Genomic DNA, 19,360 nt, shown 5'->3' on the forward strand with positions numbered 1-19,360 from the left:
CCTTACTTAGACTCATTGATGAAAAGGTGGTAGCCGTTCTCCTCCAGCCACCGCGCCTGGTCGTAGGGGTCGCGAAAGCCTTCGGGCGAAGGCTTCGGGCCCTCCACCCAGTCGGGCGTTTCCTCAGGGTGAGGCGCCCTGAGACCGTAGAGGCCGAAGAGGTAGTAAAGGGCATAAAATCCCCCTTCCCCCTCTAGGACCAAGGCCTCCCCCATCCCGTCCGCCAACACCTTGAGGGCCTTCTCCTCCGCCTCCCGGTAGCTCATCTCCCGCATGGGGGCACCTCCAGGACCACCTGGTAATCGGTGGTGAGGCGGTCCTTGGCCATGGGGCGAAAGACCCGGTCGGCGAAGTCCACGTGCAGGGGGTGGTCCCGGTAGCGTTCCACCACCTCGGGCCCAGAAAAGAGAACGGAGATAAAGTAGCGGTAACGAACCCCTGGCAAAAGGGCCTCCCCAAAGCGAAGCCCCACCACCCCGGGAATGCGAAGCAGGACCTCCTTGGCCTCCTCGGCCATGCGCAAGACCTCCTCACGGGAGGCTTCCGCGTTGAACACGATCAGGTGCTCCACCACCCTCTCACCTCCTCCAGATACGCCAGGTCCGCCACCAGTGCCTGCCCCTGCCGGGGACCCTGGAGCACCCGCCCGGGCCTTCCCGGCTCTCCCAGGTGGGTGAGGACCGCCTGGGCCTCGGAAAAGTCTTGGTGGGCGGTATAAAGCCCCGGGGTGACCAGGACGGGAAGCCCGGCCCCCGAGGCAGCGAGAAGGCCATTGCGGGAATCCTCCAGGGCCAAAGCCTCCCGAGGGGCCAACTCCAGGCGCTTTAGGGCGAGGAGGTAGATGGCGGGGTCGGGCTTTTTCCGGGGAACCACATCCCCTGCCAAAACCAGGTCAAACACCCCCTCTAGGCCGGTACGCGCCAGGAAAGCGTGGGCGTTTTCCGGGCTGGTGGTGGTGGCCAGGGCCAACCTAAGCCCTGCCCCTTTGGCCTCCCAAAGGAGCCGAGACACCCCAGGCCTCAGGGCCACACCCTGCGCCAGGAGCTCGGCGAAGAGCTCGTTCTTGCGGCGGTGCACGCGGGCGATCTCCTCGGGGGAAAGAGGGGGGCAGCCTTGGCAACCCTGGAGGAAGCGGGCGATGCGCTCCTTGCCCCCGGTGGTCTCCAGGAGGGAGCGGTACAGGTCTTGGTCCCAAAAAAGGGGCAGGCCCATCTCGGCGAACGCCCGGTTGAAGGCCGCCCGGTGGACCTCCTCCGTCTCCGCCAGGGTGCCGTCCAGATCCCAAACCAACGCCTTCAGCCCCACCATAGGCGCATCCTGGCCATGGCCAGCCCCTTGAGGGCCTCCTTCATTCCCGCCATAAGCTCCAAGTACGCCCCCTGGGCCTCCTTTAGAGCCCGGGCGGCCTCGAGGGCCAGGTCGGCGTAGAGGTTGATCTTGCGGATCCCCCGGGCGATGAGGGCCCGGTACTCCTGCGGGGAAAGCCCCGAGGCCCCGTGCAACACCAAGGCCACGGGTAAAGCGGAAAGCTCCTCCAGGAGGGGAAGGTTCAGGCGCACGGGTCCCTTGTAGAACCCGTGCCGGGTACCCACGCTCACCGCCAAGGCGTCCACCCCGGTAGCTTCCCAAAAGCGGCGGGCCTCCTCCGGGTCCGTGTAGAGGGGCTGGGCCTCCCCTTCCTCCCCCTGGGCGCCGTAATGCCCCGGCACCACCCCCACCTCCCCCTCCACCCCGGCCCCAAAGGCCCGGGCCACCTCCACCGCCAAGCGGGTAAGGCGGAGGTTCTCCTCCAAGGGCAGGTGGCTTGCGTCCAGCATCACGCCGGTGAAGCCCAGGCGGAGGGCCTCCGCGATCTGGGCGAGGCTTTCCCCGTGGTCCAGATGGAGCGCCACGGGAACCCGGGCCGACTCCCCCAGGTAGCGAAGCCCGGGGGCCAGGGCCCCCAGAGGGGCCCCCCCCAGGTGAGGGGCCACGCTGAGGATCACCGGCACCCCTAGGGCCTCCGCCGCTTCCAAAACCGCCTCGGCCCACTCCAGGCCCACCACGTCAAAAGCGGCCACGGCCCGGCCCCGTTCGGGAAGGACCTCCCTAAGGCTCCTGAGCATCGGCCCTCCGGAAGACCATGCCCTCCCCGCGGAACCCCGCATAAAGGGGCACCACCCCATGGGCGTCCACCCGTGCGCACGCCTCCACGTCCGCCGAAAGCCCCACCTCCCGCAGGGCCAAGGCGGCTTCGGATGCTTGTAAAACCTCCAAGGGGGGTTGATGGGTGAGAAGGAGGGCAAGGACAGCCCCATCCCCCATAGGCCGGAAGCCCCTCTCCTGGAGGCGCTTACCGATGATGCCTGCGGTGTAGAGGTCGTCCAAGGCCACCCGGCCTTCCCTGCCCGCGCACACCAAGGCGACCTCCTCCCCCAAGCGGGCGGCCTCCTGGGCCACAGCGGTGGCGTTTTGCAGGCTTCCCAGAAGGATGGCCCGGGCCCCCCGGACGGCGTGGGCAGCCCGGGTGCCGTTGGTGGTGGCCATGACCACGGTCCGACCCTCGAGGCCAGCCACCTCCCTCGGGGAGTTTCCCAGGTCAAACCCCGGGGGCCTAAGCCCCCCCACCTCCCCGGCCAGAACCTCCTCCCTGCCCTTTAGGGCCCGGGCGGCCTCGAGGGAAGGGGCCAATACCAAGGCCCGGGCCCCGGCCCTAAGGTAGGCCGCTGCGGTGGTGGTGGCCCGGATCACGTCCACCACAACGACCACCCCGGCGTAGGCCCCAGGGCGCGGGAGGGGGTCCACCCAGAACCTCATAGGAGCTCGGCCAAAGCCTCCGCCACCCGCTCGGGGGTGAAGCCCAGCCGCTCGTAGACCTCGGGATAGGGGGCGCTCGCCCCGAAGCGGTCCAGGCCCACCACCTTCTTTGCATACCGCTCCCAGCCCAGGGTCGCCCCGGCCTCCACCGCCACCACCGGAAGCCCCGGGGGAAGGACCTCGTGGCGGTAGGCCTCGGGCTGGGCCTCAAAGAGCTCAAAGGAGGGCAGGCTCACCACCCGCACCCGCACCCCCCTCTCCAGGAGGAGGGCCCTGGCCTTCAGGGCCAGGTGCACCTCGCTCCCCGTGGCCACGAGAACCCCTTGGGGCTCCTCGGCGTCCTCCAGCACATAGCCTCCCCGCAAAAGCCCCTTGGCCTTCTCCGGGGAGAGGAGGGGCACCGCCTGGCGGGTGAGGACGAGGGCGGTGGGGCCCTCCTTGCGCTTTAGGGCCACCTGCCAGGCGTAGAAGGTCTCGTAGGCATCGGCAGGCCGGATCACCCAGAAGGTCGGCATGGCCCGAAGGCTCATGAGGTGCTCCACGGGCTGGTGGGTGGGGCCGTCCTCGCCCAGGGCGATGGAGTCGTGGGTGAAGACATAGACCGTGGGGGTACCCATGAGGGCGGCGAGGCGGAGGGCGGGGCGCATGTAGTCGGAGAAGACCAGGAAGGTTCCCCCGTAGGCCCGGTACCCCCCGTGGAGGTTGAGCCCGTTCAGGATCGCCCCCATGGCGTGCTCCCGCACGCCGAAGTGCAGATAGCGGCCCAAAGGGTTCCCCCGGGAGAAGCCCTCCATGCCCTCGGCCTGGGTGTTGTTGGAAGGGGTAAGGTCGGCACTTCCCCCAAGAAGCTCCGGCAGACGGGGGACGAGGACGCTTAGGACCCGGCCGCTCGCCGCCCGGGTGGCCACGGGCTTGTCAAAGACCGGGGGTTCCTCGGGAAGGGGGGGAAGCTCCCCTTGAAGGCGCCGCATAAGCTCCTGGTACAGGTCCGGGTACTCCCGAGCGTAGGCCTTAAGGCGCCGCTCCCAGTCCTCCTGAAGCGCCCTTCCCCTTTCCCGCTGGTCCATGTGGCGGTAGACCTCCTCCGGCACCGCGAAGGGGGGATAGGGCCAGGCAAGGCGCTTGCGGGTGGCCTCCACCGCCTCGGGCCCCAAGGGCTCCCCGTGGGCCTTGTGGGAGTCCTGCTTGGGGGAGCCAAAGCCGATGTGGCTCCGCACAGCAATCAAGGTGGGCCGCTCGTCCAGCTTGGCGAGCCTTAGGGCATGGCGGAGGGCGTCTAGGTCGTTGGCGTCCTCCACCCTTAGGGTCTGCCACCCGTAGGCCCGGTAGCGCCCGAGGACATCCTCGGTGAAGGCGAGGCCGGTGGGGCCGTCAATGGAGATGCGGTTGTCGTCCCAGAAGACGATGAGCTTGGAAAGCCCCCAGTGCCCCGCCAGGGAGGCCGCCTCCCCGGAAACCCCCTCCATCAGGTCTCCGTCCGAGGCCAGGACGTAGGTGTAGTGGTCCACCACGGTGTGCCCGGGGCGGTTGAACTCGGCGGCGAGCTTCCTTTCCGCCAGGGCCAGGCCCACGGCGGTGGAGATTCCCTGGCCCAAAGGCCCCGTGGTCACCTCCACGCCCGGGGTGTGGCCGCGCTCGGGGTGGCCCGGGGTCTTGGAGCCCCACTGGCGGAAGCGCTTTAGCTCCTCCAGGGGAAGGTCGTAGCCCGTGAGGTGGAGGACGGCGTAGAGGAGCATGGAACCGTGCCCCGCCGAGAGGACAAACCGGTCCCGGTCGGGCCAGCTGGGGTCCAGGGGGTTGTGGCGCATGACCTCCCGGAAGAGGAGGTAGGCCAAAGGCGCCATGGCCATGGGCATCCCGGGGTGGCCGCTTTTGGCCTTTTCCACAGCGTCCACAGCCAGAAAGCGGATGGCGTTCACCGAAAGGGCGGTGAGGTCCTGGGTCTGGGTCATCTTCCCTCCAGGCTAGCCTCCCGTGAAGCCGGGCACAAGGCAGGCCCGGACCTCCGGGCATAAAGGGGGGCTTATGGAAAACCCGCCCCTCAAGGGGCTTTGGCCCCGGGGGAAGACTATACCCCGAGGCCAGGGGGAGGAGGGCTTGACCCTAGGGGCCCGAGCCCCTAGACTGGGGCCCAACATGTGGCCTTACTCCCGCAATGACGCCTAAGAGGGGGGCCAGGCTTCCGCCCCCCCGGCAGCCCTTGGCCGGGGGGGCTCGGCTTAAGGAGGTAAGGATGCGCGTTCTAGTGAGCGAACTCAGGGAGCACACGGGCCAGGAAGTGGAGATCTTGGGGTTTTTACACTGGCGAAGGGACCTGGGAAAGGTGCAGTTCCTCCTCGTCCGGGACCGAAGCGGGGTGGTCCAGGTGGTCTCCGGGGGCCTAAAGCTTCCCCTTCCCGAGTCCTCCTTAAGGGTGCGGGGCAGAGTGGTGGAAAACCCCAAGGCCCCGGGGGGCCTCGAGGTCCTGGCGGAGGAGGTGGAGGTCCTCTCCCCTGCCCTGGAGCCCACCCCGGTGGAGATCCCCAAGGAGGAGTGGCGGGCCAACCCCGAAACCCTCCTGGAGTACCGCTACGTGACCTTAAGGGGGGAAAAGGCCCGCGCCCCCCTCAAGGTCCAGGCCGCCCTGGTGCGGGGCTTCCGCCGCTACCTGGACCGCCAGGGCTTCACCGAGGTCTTCACCCCAAAGGTGGTGCGGGCCGGGGCGGAAGGGGGCTCTGGCCTCTTCGGGGTGGACTACTTTGAGAAGCGGGCCTACCTCGCCCAATCCCCCCAGCTCTACAAGCAGATCCTGGTAGGGGTGTTTGAACGGGTTTACGAGGTGGCCCCGGTGTGGCGGATGGAGGAGCACAACACCAGCCGCCACCTGAACGAGTACCTCTCCCTGGACGTGGAGATGGGCTTCATAGAGAGCGAGGAAGACCTCATGCGCCTAGAGGAGGAGCTTCTCCAGGAGATGCTGGAAGAGGCCCAAACGAGCGCGGGAAGGGAGGCCGCCTTGCTGGGGGCCGACTGGCCCTCCCCCCCCAAGGACATTCCCCGCCTGACCCACGCCGAGGCCAGGAGGGTCCTCAAGGAGGAGCTCGGCTACCCCGTGGGCCAGGACCTCTCCGAGGAGGCCGAGCGGCTCCTCGGGGAGTACGCCAAGGCCCGCTTTGGCTCCGACTGGCTCTTCGTCACCCGCTACCCGCGGGCCCTGCGCCCCTTTTATACCCATCCCGAGGAGGACGGCACCACCCGGAGCTTTGACCTCCTTTTCCGCGGCCTGGAGATCACCTCCGGGGGCCAGCGGATCCACCGATACGAGGAGCTCTTGGAGAGCCTAAAGGCCAAGGGGATGGACCCCGAGGGCTTCCAGGGGTACCTCGAGGTCTTCAAGTACGGGATGCCCCCCCACGGCGGCTTCGCCATCGGGGCGGAGAGGCTTACCCAGAAACTTCTGGGCCTCCCCAACGTCCGCTACGCCCGGGCCTTCCCCCGGGACCGCCACCGGCTCACGCCCTAAGACCCCCCCATGCGGGCGCGCGGGGGAACCGAGCCCCGCCCCAGCAGGGCCAGGGCGGGGGCTTCGGCCGTCCCTAGAAGCGGTCAAAGAGGATCTCCCGCTTGACCTCCTCAATGAGCTGGGTCACGGGAATCTCCCGGGGGCAGGCCTCGGTGCAGTTGAAGGCGGTGCGGCAGCGCCAGACCCCGCTTGCCGAGGCCAGGGCCTTGAAGCGCTCCCTTTTGCCCCGGTCCCGGGAGTCAAAGAGGAAGCGGTGGGCTTGGACGATGGCCGCGGGGCCGAGGTAGGTCCCGTTGGTCCAGAAAACCGGGCAGCTCGTGGTGCAGGCGGCGCAGAGGATGCACTTGGTGCCGGGATCAAACCGCTCCCTTTCCTGGGGGGACTGGAGCCTTTCCCTCTCGGGCGGGGGCTCGTCGTTGATCAGGAAGGGCTTCACCGCCCGGTAGGCGGCGAAGAAGGGCTCCATGTCCACGATGAGGTCCTTCTCCACGGGGAGGCCCCGGATGGGCTCCACGGTGATCACGCTTCCCAGGTCCTTGACCAGGGTCTTGCAGGCCAGGCGGTTTCTGCCGTTGATGAGCATGGCGTCGGAGCCGCAGATCCCGTGGCCGCAGCTTCGCCGGAAGGCCAGGGTGCCGTCTTGCTCCCCCTTCACCTTGTGCAGGAGGTCCAGGACCCGGTCCCAGGGCTCGGCTTCCACCTGAAAGGTCTGCCAGCGGGGCCGCGCGTCCTTGGCGGGGTCAAAGCGGAGGATCTTGAGGGTCACCTGCATGCTGCCTCCTAGTAGGTCCGGGCCCGGGGCTCAAAGCGGCCCAGGACCACGGGCTTGTAGCGGAAAGAGACTTTGCCGTCCCCCACCTTGTAGGCCAGGGTGTGCTTGAGCCAGTTCTGATCGTCCCGCTCGGGGTAGTCCTCCCGGGCGTGGGCCCCCCGGGACTCGGTGCGGTTCAGGGCCGAGTGCACCAGGGCCTCGGAAACCTCGAGGAGGTACCCGAGCTCCAGCGCCTCCACGAGCTCGGTGTTGTAGGCGTCCCCCTTGTCGTCAATGGCGATCCGCTGGTACCGGTCCATGAGCTCCTTGAGGACCTCCACCTGCTTCTTAAGGAGCTCCCCGGTGCGGAAGACGGAGGCGTGGTCCATCATGGACTGCTGGAGCTCGGCCCGGAGCTGGGCCACCTTCTCCTTGCCGGTGGAGTTCTTGATGCGCTCAATCCGCTCCCGGCTTTCCCCCAGGTGTTCCTCGGTGAGCTCCAGGTAGTCCTGATCCTTGGCAAAACGGGCGGCGTGAATCCCCGCCCGCCGGCCAAAAACCACGAGGTCCCCCAGGGAGTTCGTCCCCAAGCGGTTCGCCCCATGGAGGCTCACGCAGGCCGCCTCCCCGGCGGCGTAAAGCCCGGGGACCACGGTGTTCTTCTCGTCCCGGATCACCTCCCCCCAGAGGGTGGTGGGGATCCCCCCCATGGCGTAGTGGGCGGTGGGCATCACCGGGACGGGCTCCTTTCTGGGGTCCACCCCCAGGTAGATGCGGCTGAACTCGCTGATGTCGGGCAGCTTCTTCTCAATGACCTCGGGGGGCAGGTGGGTGAGGTCCAGGAGAACGTGGTCCTTCTTCGGGCCGCAGCCCCGCCCCTCCCGCACCTCCAAGTACATCGCCCGGGAGACGAGGTCCCTGGGGGCCAGGTCCTTGATGGTGGGGGCGTAACGCTCCATGAAGCGCTCCCCAAGGGCGTTGCGCAAAATCCCCCCCTCGCCCCGGGCGCCCTCCGTGAGGAGGATGCCCAAGGGGAAAAGCCCCGTGGGGTGGAACTGGTAGAACTCCATGTCCTCGAGGGGAAGCCCCTTGCGGTAGAGGATGGCCTGGAGGTCCCCCGTGAGGGTGTAGGCGTTGGAGGTCACCTTGTAGATGCGGCCGAACCCCCCCGAGGCGATGACGATGGCCTTGGCCTCAAAGAGGTGAAGCTCGCCGGTGGCCAGCTCATACGCCACCAGGCCCCGGGCCACGCCGTCCACCAGGATCACGTCGGTCACATGGAACTCGTTGTAGAAGGTGATGTTGTGTTTGACGCACTGCTGGTAAAGGGTCTGGAGGATCATGTGCCCGGTGCGGTCCGCAGCGTGGGCCGCCCGGTGGACGGGGGCCTTGCCCCAGTCCTTGGTGTGCCCGCCGAAGCGGCGCTGGGCGATCTTGCCGTTAGGGAGCCGGTCAAAGGGGAGGCCCATGTGCTCCAGCTCAATCACCGCCTCAATGACCTCCTTGGCGAAGACCTCGGCGGCGTCCTGGTCTGTGAGGTAGTCCCCCCCCTTGACCGTGTCAAACATGTGCCACTCCCAGTGGTCCTCCTCCACGTTGCCGAGGGCGGCCCCTATCCCGCCCTGGGCCGCCCCGGTATGGCTTCGCGTGGGGTAGAGCTTGGAGACCACGGCCACGTCCGCCCCTTCCCTGGCCGCATAGAGGGCGGTGGCCAAGCCCGCTCCCCCTGCGCCCACCACGATGACCTCGTGCCTGTGCGCCATGTCACCTCACCCCAAAGTCGTGGTTGAAAAGGGCCAGGCTACCCAGGAAGAAGAGAAAAGCGATGAGGCTGTAGACCACCACCTTGGTCCAAAAGCGCCTCACCGGGTGCCGCACCCAGTCGTCCAGCACATAGCGAAGCCCGTTTCCCCCATGGAGGAAGGCCAAGGCCAGGATGAGCCAGTCGTAGACCTTCCAGGTGGTCTGGGAAAGTCTCCTGGCCACGTAGTCGTAGTCAATCCGGTTCAGGTCCACCAGGATGGCGTTCATCCACATGTGGCCGATGAGGAGGAAGACCAGGACCACCCCGGAGATGCGCATGAAGACCCACCAGTAGAGCTCCAGGTTGGTGCTGGCCTCCAGCCTGGCCTCCTCGTAGCGCCTGGACTTAATCGCCATGGCCGCCTCCTAGGATCCCACCCCCGATCTTGACGAGGAAGGGCAGGTAGAAGATCACGAAAAGAACCCAGGCCGCGTACCAAAGTTGCCGCTGATAGCGCACCCCCCAGGAGGTAAAGTCCATGAGGATGATCCTTAGGCCGTTGAACCCGTGGTAGAGCACCCCTGCGATGAGGATGAGGAGGCCCACCTGGAACACGGGCTGGTGGTAGAACTTCATGAAGGCGTTGGACACCTCCGGCCCCCACATGGCGCTACTGATGTTGGCCACGTGGAGCATGAGGAAGACCAGGATGCCCAGGCCCGAGATCCGGTGCAGGTAAAAGGCCCACTGCCCTTCTCTTCCCCGGTACATGTCACCTCCTTGCCAGGCCCCATGATACCACCCTCCCCAGGCCGCTAACGGTTATCCGGGACCACAAAGGCCCCCACATACCCCCTTCCCGTATTTAGCTTGCGCCAGTAGGGAAAAATCGCCGAGGGCTCCCCCAGCCCCCCTTCCCGGGGGCCCCCCGGGAAAGGCAAGGGGGGATTCCCGCACCAGGACAAGGTATTGACAGGGGGGGGAGGGGGGGGCATAATGGGGGGCGTGCCGCAGGGGATACCCCGGGGGGCACGGGAAGGAGGTGGTCGTGGTGGAACTCTTTGGATTCGGCCCTCACCTGATGGTGGACGGCTACGACGCCAACCCCGAGAAGCTCCGCGACGCCGAGCTGGTGCGGCGCGTCCTGGACGAGCTCCCCGAGGAGATGGGGATGACCAAGGTCCTTCCTCCCTTCGTCTACAGCTACGGCCCGGACGGGGAGGAGGGGATTACCGGGGTGGTGATCATCGCCGAAAGCCACATCGCCATCCACACCTTCCCCAAGAAGCGCTTCCTCTCCATTGACATCTTCTCCTGCAAGGCCTTTGACGTGGCCAAAGCCCTGCAGAAGGTAGCCGGGGTCTTTGAGATCGGCCGCTACGAGACCTACATGATCCACCGGGGCAAGGAGTTCCCCAAGGACCCCGACCTGGCCCGAGCCATCGTCCTGGGGGAACGGGAATACCTCGAGGCCCGGGTGGGCTAAGGCCTCCCAAAGGGGGCGCCCATGGGCGAAACCAGGGGTGGCCCGTGGCGAGATCCAGGTTCGGACGCTTGGCGTCCGAAGGTTTTCATTTCCGGCTCATCGTTCCTGCCTAGCCTTGATGGAGGAGGCCTGGGTATGGTGCGCAAGCTAGTGACGCTGGTCCTCTTGGCGCTGGGCGTGGCTTCGGCCCAAAGCTTCCGCGGCCTTTCCCTAGGTACCCCCTACCCGGAGATGGGGGTCCAGCCCGGGGAGAGCGTGAGCCTCACCCTCACCGTGAAAAACCACGGCCTGCCCCCTGGGGTGGTACGCCTGGCCGTGGCGGAGGCGCCCCCGGGCTGGCAGGCCAGCCTCATCGGGGGAGGGCGGCTGGTCCGGGCGGTCTACCTGGCCCCGGACGGGGAGGCCAGCCTCACCCTCCGCCTCCAGCCGCCCAAGGAGGTCAAGCCCGGCACCTACCGCTTCCTGGTGCGGGCCGAGGGTCTGGGGCAGACGGCCACCCTCCCCATCGCCCTGGTGGTGGGCCAGGGCCTGCCCCAGCGGCTCTCCCTCGAGGCCGAGCTCCCCGTCCTCAAGGGCCCGCCCACCAGCTCCTTCCGCTACCGGGTAACCCTTAAGAACGAGTCCGACCGCGACCTCCTGGTCTCCCTGGAGTACGAGGCGCCCAAGGGCTTCCAGGTCACCTTCACCCCTGCCTTCGGCAGCCAGCAGGTCACCAGCCTGCCCATCAAGGCCGGGGAGAGCAAGGACCTGGACGTGGAGGTCTCCCTGCCCAAGGACACCAAGGCGGACGCCTACGGCATCACCCTCCGGGCGGTGGCCGGGGAGGCCAAGGCGGAGCTCGGGCTCACCCTCCAGGTCACGGGCCGCCCCGAGGTCTCCTTCACCACCAAGGAGGGGCGCCTCTCAGGCCAGGTGACCGCGGGGCGGGAAAACCCCCTTAAGCTCGTGGTGAAGAACCAGGGGAGCGCCCCGGCCAAGAACCTTTCCTTCAGCGCCGCAGAACCCTCGGGCTGGGAGGTCAAGTTTGAGCCCGACAAGCTGGAGGTGCTGGAGCCGGGGAAAGAGGCCGAGGTCACGGCCCGCATCAAGCCCTCCCCCAAGGCCGTGACGGGGGACTACATGGTCACCCTTTCCCTGTCGGGGGACGAGGGCGTCTCCGCCAGCCTGGACTACCGGGCCACGGTGGTGCGCTCCACCCTCTGGGGCCTGGTGGGGATCGGCCTGATGGCCGTGGCCCTCCTGGTCCTGGGCTTCGCCGTGAACCGCTTTGGCCGGAGGTAGCATGGCGGTCATCCAGACCCGGGGGCTCACCAAGCGCTACGGGCGCGTGGTGGCGGTAGAGGACCTCCACCTCGAGGTGGAGGAGGGGGAGGTCTTCGGCCTCCTCGGCCCGAACGGCTCGGGGAAGACCACCACCATCCTCATGCTCCTGGGCCTCACCGAGCCCACCTCGGGGGAGGCCCGGGTGCTGGGCCTAGACCCCATGCGGGAGCCCTTACGGGTGAAGGCCCGGGTGGGCTACCTCCCCGACCAGGTGGGGTTCTACGGGGAGCTCACCGCCTGGGAGAACCTGCGCTACACCACCCGGCTTTTAGGCCTCTCCGAGGGCGAGGCCAAGGCCCGCATGGAGGAGGTCCTGAAGCGCATGGGGCTTTGGGAGGTGAGGGACCGGAAGGTGGCCGCCTTCAGCCGGGGCATGCGCCAGCGCCTGGGGCTGGCGGAGGTCCTCCTCAAAAGGCCCCGGGTCGCCATCCTGGACGAGCCCACCCTGGGCCTGGACCCCGAGGCGGCCCGGGAGTTCCTGGGGCTCATCAAGGGCCTCAAGGGGGAAGGGATCACCGTCCTCCTCTCCAGCCACCTTCTCCACCAGGTGCAGGAGATCTGCGACCGGGTGGGGCTTTTCCACAAGGGGCGCCTGGCCCTTTTGGGCACGGTGGAGGAGCTGGCCGCCCGGGTCCTCGGGGGAGGGTACGAGATCCTGGTGGAGGCGAGCCCCGGCCTGCAGGCCTCCTTCCAGGCCGTGGAGGGGGTGACCCGGGTGGAGGCGGAAGGGGGCCGCTACCGGGTGCTGGCCACCAAGGACGTGCGCCCCGCCCTCGCCCGGGTGGCGGTGGCGCAGGGGGAGCTTTTGGGCCTCGCCCTGAGGCGGCCCAGCCTGGATGAGGTCTACGCCCGCTACTTCAAGGAGGTGGCCCATGCGGCGTGAGGGTTCCCCCTGGACCGGTCTCTGGGCCGTCTTCTTCAAGGAGATGGCCGACCACCTTTCCGGCCTTCGGATGCGCATCCTCGAGGGCCTCATCCTCCTCTCCGCCCTGGCCGCCGTGTACACGGGCACCCAGACCCTGCGCCAGACCGTGGGGGAGGACCCCTACCTCTACCTCAAGCTCCTCACCACCGCCCAGGATCCCCTGCCCTCCTTCGTGGGCTTCCTCTCCTTCTTCGTGCCCCTGGCGGCCATCGCCTTGGCCTTTGACGCGGTGAACGGGGAGTACGCCCGGGGCACCCTCTCCCGGGTCCTCTCCCAGCCCATCTACCGGGACGCCCTGCTCTTCGGCAAGTTCCTCGCGGGGCTCGGCACCATGGGGGTCCTCCTCCTGGCCCTCCTCCTCCTGGTCCTCGGCCTCGGCCTCTTCACCCTGGGGGTACCCCCGGGCGGGGAGGAGGTGGCCCGCATCCTCTTCTTCCTTCTGGCCACCCTGGCCTACGCGGGGGTCTGGCTGGCCGTGGCCCTCCTCTTTTCCGTGCTCTTCCGCCAGCCCGCCACCGCCGCCTTGGCCGCCATCGGCGTCTGGCTCTTCTTTGCCATTTTCTTCCCCATCCTCACCGAACTCGTGGCCGGCGCCCTTCTGCTCCAGGCCGACCCCTTGGATCCGGAAAGCCAGCTCAGGCAGGCCAACCTGGCCCTCTGGATCTCCCGCCTCTCCCCCAACACCCTTTACGCCGAGGCCCTCACCGCCATCCTGAACCCGGCGGTGCGCTCCTTGGGCCCCATCCTCATCACCCAGCTGGAGGGGGCGGTCCTGGGCACCCCCCTGCCCCTCTTCCAGAGCCTCCTCCTCATCTGGCCTCAGCTCACCGGCCTCTTCGCCCTGGCCGTCCTCCTCTTCACCCTGGCCTACGTGACCTTCCAGCGGCAGGAGGTCAGGGCCTAGCCCCGGGGCCTACTCCAGCCACTCCGTGGCGTAGGCCTGGGTCTTGGGGATGATGCAGAGGAACTCCACGGGCTCCTCCCCCTCGTTCAGGTAGGCGTGGGGGGTCTCCGGGGGGATGAAGACGGCCTGCCCCGCGGAAACCTCCCGCACCTCCTCGCCCAAGAAGAGCTTCATGCGCCCAGAGAGCACGTACTGCTGGTGCTCCAGGGTGGGGTGCTTGTGCCGCGGGATCCTCCCCCCAGGGAGGAGGGTGAACTTGCGCAGGACGAAGTGGGGGGCCCCATCCTCCGGGCCGATGAGCACCTGGATGAAGGCCTTCTCCCCCCGCTCCACAGGGCGGGCCTCGAGGCTTGCCGCCTGCTTGACCACGGGCTTCATGCCGCCCATTGTAGCAAAAGCCCCTCCACGTCCTCGTCCGTGACCTCGCCGAAGTCCAGGTAGTAGGCCCCCACCGCGGCGAAGTCCGGAGGGGTAAAGAGGGCCACCACCTCCGCCCGCGCCTCGAGGCGCTCCACCGCCTCGGGGCTGGCCACAGGCACCCCCACCACCACCCTGGCGGGCTCCTCCGCCAGGACCACGGCAAGGGCGGCCTCCATGGTGGCCCCGGTGGCGACGCCGTCGTCCACCAGAACCACCTCCCTCCCCTTAAGGGGAACCTTGGGCCGCACCTTCCGGTAGCGCTCCGCCCGCTTGCGGATCACGTCCCTCTGCCGGGCCGCCTCCCGCTCCAGGTAGCTCGGGTCGGCGTACTGCAGGGCATAGGGCTTGAGGATCAGCTCCCCCCTCTCCCCCACCGCCCCCAGGGCGAACTCGGGGTTGCCCGGAGCCCCCACCTTGCGCACCAGGACCACGTCCAGCTCCCCCAATAGCCGCCTGGCCACCTCGTCGGCCACCACCACCCCGCCGCGGGGAATGCCCAGGACCACGGGGCGCACCAGGCCCAAGGGCTTTAGGGCCTCGGCCAGCAGGGCTCCGGCGTGCCTGCGGTCGCGGAAGCGCATAAGAAACCTCCGTTCCCATGGTACACCGCCCGCAGGTCTTGAACGCGGTATAAGTTTTTTGGTAGCCTAAGCCCCAAGGAGGTCCCCATGGCTGAAGTCCGCGCCAAACCCTGGCTGGCCCACTACGACCCCGGCGTGCCCGAAGAGGTGGAGGTGCCCCCCATCCCCCTCTGGCGCCTCCTGGAGGAAAGCGCCAAGCGGTTCCCCCAGAACGTGGCCCTGGAGTTCCTGGGGAGGACCCTCACCTACCAGGAGCTCTGGGAGAGGTCCCGGCGCTTCGCCCAGGGGCTTAAGGACCTGGGGGTGAGGCCCGGGGACCGGGTAGCCCTCATGCTCCCCAACACCCCCCAGTTCGTCCTCGCCTTTTACGGCGTCCTGGTGGCGGGTGGGGTGGGGGTGAACGTGAGCCCCCTCTACACCCCCCGGGAGCTGAGACACCAGCTGGAGGACTCCGGGGCCGAGACTCTGGTGATCCTGGACCACCTCCTCCCCCGCTTTTTGGAGGTGGAGCGGGAAACCCCGGTAAAGCGGGTGGTGGTCACCGGGATCCAGGACTTCCTCCCCTTCCCCAAAAACCTCCTTTACCCCTGGAAGGCGAGGCGGGAGGGCCTCCCCTTGGGCTTTCCCAAGCGGGAGGGCTTCCACGCCCTCACCGAGCTCCTGAAGCGTCCCCCCGCCGAGCCCCATCCCGTAGACCCGGAGGACCTGGCCCTCCTCCAGTATACGGGGGGCACCACGGGCCTCGCCAAGGGGGCCATGCTCACCCACAAGAACCTGGTGGCCAATGTCCTGCAGATTGACGCCTGGGACCCCACCTCCCGGGAGCTCCTGGGTAAGGGGGTGATGCTGGGAGCTCTGCCCTTCTTCCACGTCTACGGCATGACCGTGGCCATGAACTATGGCCTCTATTCGGGCTATAAGATCGTCCTCCTCCCGAGGCCCGAGATTCACGCCATCGTGGAAGCCATAGAGAAGCACCAGGTGACCCACTTCCCCGGGGTCCCCACCCTCTACGTGGCCTTCAACAACCTCCCCGGCATAGAGGGGCGGAAGGTGAAGAGCATCCGCATCTGCCTCTCCGGGGCGGCGCCCTTGCCCGTGGAGGTGGCCAAGCGCTTTGAGGAGATCACCGGGGCCAGGCTCATTGAGGGGTACGGCCTCTCTGAGGCGAGCCCTGTGACCCACTCCAACCCGGTGCTGGGCGAGGCCCGGAAGGGCTCCATCGGCCTCCCCCTCCCCAGCGTGGAGGCGAGGGTGGTGGACGAGGAGGGCCGGGAAGTGCCCGTGGGCGAGGTGGGCGAGCTCATCGTCAAGGGCCCCAACGTCATGAAGGGCTACTGGAACCGCCCTGAGGAGACGCAAAAAAGCCTAAGGGACGGCTGGCTCTTCACCGGCGACCTGGCCCGGATGGACCCGGACGGTTACTTCTACATCGTGGACCGCAAAAAGGACATGATCATCGCCGGGGGCTACAACGTCTACCCCAGGGAGGTGGAGGAGGTCCTCTACCAGCACGAGGCCGTCCAGGAGGCGGCGGTGGTGGGCGTCCCCGACCCCTACCGCGGGGAGACCGTGGCCGCCTTCCTCGTCCTCAAGCCCGAGTACCGGGGCCGGGTCTCGGAGAAGGACCTCGAGGCCTTCTGCCGGGAGCGCCTCGCCGCCTACAAGGTGCCGAGGCTTTGGGAGTTCCGGGAAAGCCTCCCCAAGTCGGGGGTGGGCAAGGTCCTCAAGCGGGAGCTCAGGGAGGCCTTTGCGAAGAAGAAGGCCTAGGCCCGGGCCCGGCGCACCGCCTCCCTGAAGGCCTCGAGGGCCCGGTCCACCTCCTCCTCGGTGGTGAAGCGGCCCAAGGAGAAGCGCAAGGAGGCCCGGGCCTCCAGGGGGGTGCGGCCGATGGCCAGGAGGACGTGGGAGGGCTCGAGGCTCCCCGCCGAGCAGGCCGAGCCCGAGGAGACCGCCACGCCCAACAGGTCCATGGCGAGGAGCAAGGCCTCCCCGTCCGCCCCCTTGACGGTGACGTTCACCAGCTTGGGGAGGCGCCTCGTGGGATGCCCGTTCAGCTCCACCCCGTCCACGGCGAGGAGGCCCTCCTCCAGGCGCCTCCTTAGGGCAAGGAGCCGGGGCGCTTCCTCGGGCAGGAGCCTCAGGGCCTTCTCCAGGGCCACGGCGAGCCCATGGGCCAGGACCGGGCTCTGGGTCCCCCCCCGCCTCCCCCCCTCTTGCTTGCCGGGCACCAGGGGGAAAAGCTCCACCCCCTGGCGCACGATCAAGGCCCCCACGCCCTTGGGCCCGTAGAACTTGTGGGCGCTCAAGGAGACCAGATCCGCCCCCACCTCGTCTAAGCGGAAGGGCACCTGGCCGATGGCCTGCACCGCGTCCGTATGGAAGAGAGCGCCGTGGGCGTGGGCTACCTCCGCCATCTCCCGCACGGGGTAGAGGGTGCCGAGCTCGTTGTTGGCGGTCATCACGCTCACCAAGAGGGTGTCGGGGCGCAGGGCCTCCCTCACCTGCTCGGGGTAGACGAGGCCATGGCGGTCAGGCCTGAGGCGGGTCACGGCGAAGCCCAGCCTTTCCAGAAGCCGCAGGGTGCCCAAGAGGGCGGAGTGCTCCACCTCCGTGCTCACCACGTGCCCCTTCCCCCGGGCCAGGGCCACCCCCAGGAGGGCCAGGGCGTCCGCCTCCGAGCCGGAGGCGGTGAAGACCACCTCCCGGGGGCGCACCCCCAGGAGGGCGGCCACCCGCTCCCGGGCTCCCTCCAGCACCCTTCGGGCCTCCTGGCCGAAGCGGTGGATGCTGCTGGGGTTGCCGTAGACCCCTTCCACCTGGCGCATGGCCTCCCGGACCTCGGGGTCCAGGGGGGTGGTGGCGGCGTAGTCCAGGTAGACCATCAGCTGGCGGGCTGAAGCTGGATCAGACGCTTGGCCTCAATGAGCTTCCGCTCCTCAATGAGGTCCTTTAGGGTGGTGCCCCCCAGCACCTGGCGCATGGCCAGGTCCACCCGCTTCCAGAGGAGCTCCGTGGAGCACTGCCCCACCTTGGCGCAGGACTCGGGGTCCTCAATGCAGGAGACGGGGGCCAGGCTGCCCTCGAGGGCCTCCACCACCTCCAAGGCGGTGACCTTCTCCGGGGGACGGGCCAGGCGGTACCCCCCCTTGGCCCCCCGCACGGAGCGGATGAACCCGGCGCGGCGGAGCTGGGCGGCGATCTGCTCCAGGTAGTGCTGGCTGATGCCCTGGGCCTCGGCCACCTCCTTGAGGGGTACCGCCCCAGGGGCGCGGAGGCCGATCTCCACCAGAGCCCTCAGGCCGTACTGGGCCTTCGTGGAAACCCACATGGGACCAGTATACACCTATTTCCCGCCCGAGAATCCGGTTTTAGCCAGGGCCAGGCCGAAGAGGAAGGCCTGGAAGAGGACCACGCTGGCCCCGCTCGGCCAGTCCAGGAGAAAGGAAAGGAGGAGCCCCCCCAGGGTGGAGACCACGGCGAGGAGAAGGGAGAGCCAGGTCATCTGGGCGAAGGTGCGGGAGAGGAGCCTGGCCGTGGCCCCGGGAATCACCAAAAAGGCGGCCACCAAGACGAGGCCTACCACCTTCACCGCCAGGACCAAGCTCACCGCCAGGAAGCCGGCGAGGAGGTAGTCGTGGAGGACCACGGGGAGGCGGTCGGCCAGGGCCAGCTCCCGGTCCAGGGTGGCGTAGGCGAGAGGCCCCCATAGGGGCAGGAAGGCCCCGGCGAAGAGGAGCATGAGGGCCACCGCCACCAGGTCTCCGGGGCCCACCGCCAGGAGGGAGCCGAAAAGGTACCCCATGGCGTCCCCCACATACCCCCGGGACTTGGCCAGGAAGATGGCCCCTAGGGCTACGGAGAGGGCGAAAAAGACGCCGATGGCCGTGTCCTCGGAAAGCTCCGTCCGCTCCTTGACGAAGGTGATGGCCAGGGCCACCAGGAAGGTGAAGGGAAGGGCGAACCAGAGGGGCTCCCCCCGCAGGAAAAGCCCCAGGCCCACCCCGGCGAAGGCCGCATGGGCGAGGCCGTCCCCCAGGAAGGAAAGCCGCCTCTGGACCACGAAGGGGGAGAGGAGGCCGGAAAGCAGGGCTAAGAGGACGCCCGCCAGAAGGGCCCTCTGGAAAAAGGGGTAGGCCAGGGCCTCAACCACGGCTCCCCTCCACGAAAAGGCCGTGGGCGTGCCCCAGGTGGCCGAAGGCCCGGCGCAGGCACTCCTCGGAAAGGGCCCGCTCGGGGGGGCCGAAGCCTACCACCCTTCGGTTCAGCACCAGGACGTGGCTCGCGTGGTGGGCCGCCTCCCAGTCGTGGGTGACCATGAGGACCGTAGCCCCCGAGGCCTTCTGATACGCCTCCAGGTGGCGGTAGAGGTCCACCTCCCCCACCCGGTCCACCCCCGTGGCGGGCTCGTCCAGGAGGAGGAGGCGGGGCCTGCGGATGAGGGCCCGGGCCAGGTAGACCCGCTGCAGCTGCCCTCCGGAAAGCCGTCCCAGGGGGCGGAAGGCCAGCCCCTCCGCCCCCACCTGCTCCAGCGCCCGAAGGGCCTCTTCCCGCTCCCGTGGGGAGAGGCGGAAGGGCCAGCGCCGCCTCAGGCCCGTGGCCACCAGCTCCAGGGCCAGGGCCGGGAAGGAGCGGTCAAAGGTCTTGATCTGGGGCACGTACCCGAACCAGAGGGGGTCGGCCTGGGCCAGGGGAAGGCCGAAGACCCGCACCTCCCCCCGGAAGGGCAGGAGGCCCAGGAAGGCCTTCAACAGGGTACTCTTCCCCGCCCCGTTCGGGCCCACGATGGCCACGAAGGCCCCTTGGGGCACCTCGAGGGAAACCCCTTCCAGGGCCTGGAATTCGCCCAAGCGCACGGAAAGGTGGCGGACCTCGAGGGCGAGCACATAATAACGATATGGCGTTCTCACTAAACCGTCAAGGCCCAG

22 protein-coding genes are annotated in these 19,360 nt (G+C 68.3%); 6 read left to right on the forward strand and 16 right to left on the reverse strand.

The window, feature by feature from the left end:
- Nucleotides 1–2 precede the first annotated feature (2 nt).
- From H531_RS0106310 to tkt, 6 genes are read right to left on the reverse strand one after another with little or no spacing between them, the layout of a single operon-like run.
- Nucleotides 3–275 carry a hypothetical protein gene (locus H531_RS0106310; protein ID WP_022798513.1) on the reverse strand — a complete coding sequence of 91 codons (273 nt, stop codon included), beginning with the start codon at nucleotides 273–275 and terminating at the stop codon, nucleotides 3–5.
- Nucleotides 263–574, reverse strand: coding sequence for a Dabb family protein (locus H531_RS0106315; protein WP_022798514.1), 312 nt, complete (start codon nucleotides 572–574; stop codon nucleotides 263–265). Before H531_RS0106315 ends, H531_RS0106310 begins: the two co-directional genes overlap by 13 nt.
- The gene (locus H531_RS0106320; RefSeq protein ID WP_022798515.1) at nucleotides 559–1,308 is read right to left on the reverse strand and encodes an HAD-IA family hydrolase; all 750 of its coding nucleotides are present in this window, start codon (nucleotides 1,306–1,308) and stop codon (nucleotides 559–561) included. The genes H531_RS0106315 and H531_RS0106320 overlap by 16 nt, the downstream gene beginning before the upstream one ends.
- Nucleotides 1,296–2,105: a class II fructose-bisphosphate aldolase gene (locus H531_RS0106325; protein ID WP_022798516.1), complete on the reverse strand. Its 810-nt coding sequence runs from the start codon at nucleotides 2,103–2,105 to the stop codon at nucleotides 1,296–1,298. Before H531_RS0106325 ends, H531_RS0106320 begins: the two co-directional genes overlap by 13 nt.
- Nucleotides 2,089–2,796, reverse strand: a complete 708-nt coding sequence (locus H531_RS0106330) for a 2-phosphosulfolactate phosphatase (RefSeq protein ID WP_022798517.1) — start codon at nucleotides 2,794–2,796, stop codon at nucleotides 2,089–2,091. Before H531_RS0106330 ends, H531_RS0106325 begins: the two co-directional genes overlap by 17 nt.
- Nucleotides 2,793–4,748 (reverse strand): transketolase, encoded by a 1,956-nt coding sequence (gene tkt, locus H531_RS0106335; protein ID WP_022798518.1) that lies wholly within the window; start codon nucleotides 4,746–4,748, stop codon nucleotides 2,793–2,795. The genes H531_RS0106330 and tkt overlap by 4 nt, the downstream gene beginning before the upstream one ends.
- 281 nt (nucleotides 4,749–5,029) lie before the next feature.
- Between tkt and aspS the strand changes: the two genes are divergently transcribed.
- Nucleotides 5,030–6,298, forward strand: coding sequence for an aspartate--tRNA(Asn) ligase (aspS, locus tag H531_RS0106340; RefSeq protein WP_028490692.1), 1,269 nt, complete (start codon nucleotides 5,030–5,032; stop codon nucleotides 6,296–6,298).
- 73 nt (nucleotides 6,299–6,371) lie between these two features.
- Here aspS and H531_RS0106345 read toward each other — a convergent pair whose 3' ends face one another.
- From H531_RS0106345 to sdhC, 4 genes are read right to left on the reverse strand one after another with little or no spacing between them, the layout of a single operon-like run.
- Entirely contained in the window at nucleotides 6,372–7,070 is a 699-nt protein-coding gene (locus tag H531_RS0106345) for a succinate dehydrogenase iron-sulfur subunit (RefSeq protein ID WP_022798520.1), read from the reverse strand.
- A gap of 8 nt (nucleotides 7,071–7,078) precedes the next feature.
- Nucleotides 7,079–8,812, reverse strand: coding sequence for a succinate dehydrogenase flavoprotein subunit (gene sdhA / locus H531_RS0106350; protein ID WP_022798521.1), 1,734 nt, complete (start codon nucleotides 8,810–8,812; stop codon nucleotides 7,079–7,081).
- A gap of 1 nt (nucleotide 8,813) precedes the next feature.
- Nucleotides 8,814–9,209: a succinate dehydrogenase hydrophobic membrane anchor subunit gene (locus H531_RS0106355; protein ID WP_022798522.1), complete on the reverse strand. Its 396-nt coding sequence runs from the start codon at nucleotides 9,207–9,209 to the stop codon at nucleotides 8,814–8,816.
- A complete protein-coding gene (gene sdhC, locus H531_RS0106360) occupies nucleotides 9,199–9,564 on the reverse strand; it encodes a succinate dehydrogenase, cytochrome b556 subunit (RefSeq protein ID WP_022798523.1) in 366 nt (121 codons plus the stop codon). Before sdhC ends, H531_RS0106355 begins: the two co-directional genes overlap by 11 nt.
- Before the next feature lie 280 nt (nucleotides 9,565–9,844).
- On the opposite strand from sdhC, the gene speD reads away from it, so the two are divergent.
- The 4 genes from speD (at nucleotide 9,845) to H531_RS0106380 (ending at nucleotide 13,431) form a co-directional block, all read left to right on the forward strand.
- Entirely contained in the window at nucleotides 9,845–10,279 is a 435-nt protein-coding gene (gene speD / locus H531_RS0106365) for an adenosylmethionine decarboxylase (RefSeq protein ID WP_028490693.1), read from the forward strand.
- A 135-nt stretch (nucleotides 10,280–10,414) separates the two neighbouring features.
- On the forward strand, nucleotides 10,415–11,560 hold the full coding sequence (locus H531_RS0106370; protein ID WP_022798525.1) for a COG1470 family protein: 1,146 nt from the start codon (nucleotides 10,415–10,417) through the stop codon (nucleotides 11,558–11,560).
- 1 nt (nucleotide 11,561) lies between these two features.
- On the forward strand, nucleotides 11,562–12,485 hold the full coding sequence (locus H531_RS0106375; RefSeq protein WP_022798526.1) for an ABC transporter ATP-binding protein: 924 nt from the start codon (nucleotides 11,562–11,564) through the stop codon (nucleotides 12,483–12,485).
- The gene (locus H531_RS0106380; RefSeq protein ID WP_022798527.1) at nucleotides 12,475–13,431 is read left to right on the forward strand and encodes an ABC transporter permease; all 957 of its coding nucleotides are present in this window, start codon (nucleotides 12,475–12,477) and stop codon (nucleotides 13,429–13,431) included. The genes H531_RS0106375 and H531_RS0106380 overlap by 11 nt, the downstream gene beginning before the upstream one ends.
- 9 nt (nucleotides 13,432–13,440) lie before the next feature.
- On the opposite strand, the gene H531_RS0106385 is transcribed toward H531_RS0106380, so the two are convergent.
- Together H531_RS0106385 and H531_RS0106390 are read right to left on the reverse strand one after the other, a co-directional pair.
- Nucleotides 13,441–13,818 carry a cupin domain-containing protein gene (locus H531_RS0106385; protein WP_028490694.1) on the reverse strand — a complete coding sequence of 126 codons (378 nt, stop codon included), beginning with the start codon at nucleotides 13,816–13,818 and terminating at the stop codon, nucleotides 13,441–13,443.
- Complete coding sequence (locus tag H531_RS0106390; protein ID WP_022798529.1) at nucleotides 13,806–14,432, reverse strand: phosphoribosyltransferase; 627 nt, start codon at nucleotides 14,430–14,432, stop codon at nucleotides 13,806–13,808. Before H531_RS0106390 ends, H531_RS0106385 begins: the two co-directional genes overlap by 13 nt.
- A gap of 87 nt (nucleotides 14,433–14,519) precedes the next feature.
- Between H531_RS0106390 and H531_RS0106395 the strand changes: the two genes are divergently transcribed.
- Nucleotides 14,520–16,202, forward strand: a complete 1,683-nt coding sequence (locus H531_RS0106395) for a long-chain-fatty-acid--CoA ligase (protein ID WP_022798530.1) — start codon at nucleotides 14,520–14,522, stop codon at nucleotides 16,200–16,202.
- Here the strand turns inward: H531_RS0106395 and H531_RS0106400 are convergent.
- Genes H531_RS0106400 through H531_RS0106415 form a run of 4 tightly spaced genes read right to left on the reverse strand, consistent with a single transcriptional unit; the run spans nucleotide 16,199 to nucleotide 19,318 of the window.
- The gene (locus tag H531_RS0106400) at nucleotides 16,199–17,317 is read right to left on the reverse strand and encodes a cysteine desulfurase family protein (protein WP_022798531.1); all 1,119 of its coding nucleotides are present in this window, start codon (nucleotides 17,315–17,317) and stop codon (nucleotides 16,199–16,201) included. The two genes, H531_RS0106395 and H531_RS0106400, sit on opposite strands and share 4 nt — an antisense overlap.
- On the reverse strand, nucleotides 17,317–17,763 hold the full coding sequence (locus tag H531_RS0106405) for an RrF2 family transcriptional regulator (RefSeq protein ID WP_022798532.1): 447 nt from the start codon (nucleotides 17,761–17,763) through the stop codon (nucleotides 17,317–17,319). The genes H531_RS0106400 and H531_RS0106405 overlap by 1 nt, the downstream gene beginning before the upstream one ends.
- Nucleotides 17,764–17,778: 15 nt before the next feature.
- Nucleotides 17,779–18,585 carry a metal ABC transporter permease gene (locus H531_RS0106410; protein ID WP_022798533.1) on the reverse strand — a complete coding sequence of 269 codons (807 nt, stop codon included), beginning with the start codon at nucleotides 18,583–18,585 and terminating at the stop codon, nucleotides 17,779–17,781.
- Entirely contained in the window at nucleotides 18,578–19,318 is a 741-nt protein-coding gene (locus H531_RS0106415; RefSeq protein ID WP_022798534.1) for a metal ABC transporter ATP-binding protein, read from the reverse strand. The genes H531_RS0106410 and H531_RS0106415 overlap by 8 nt, the downstream gene beginning before the upstream one ends.
- Between the last annotated feature and the right edge of the window lie 42 nt (nucleotides 19,319–19,360).

The organism is Thermus islandicus DSM 21543 (assembly GCF_000421625.1).
Lineage (GTDB): Bacteria > Deinococcota > Deinococci > Deinococcales > Thermaceae > Thermus > Thermus islandicus.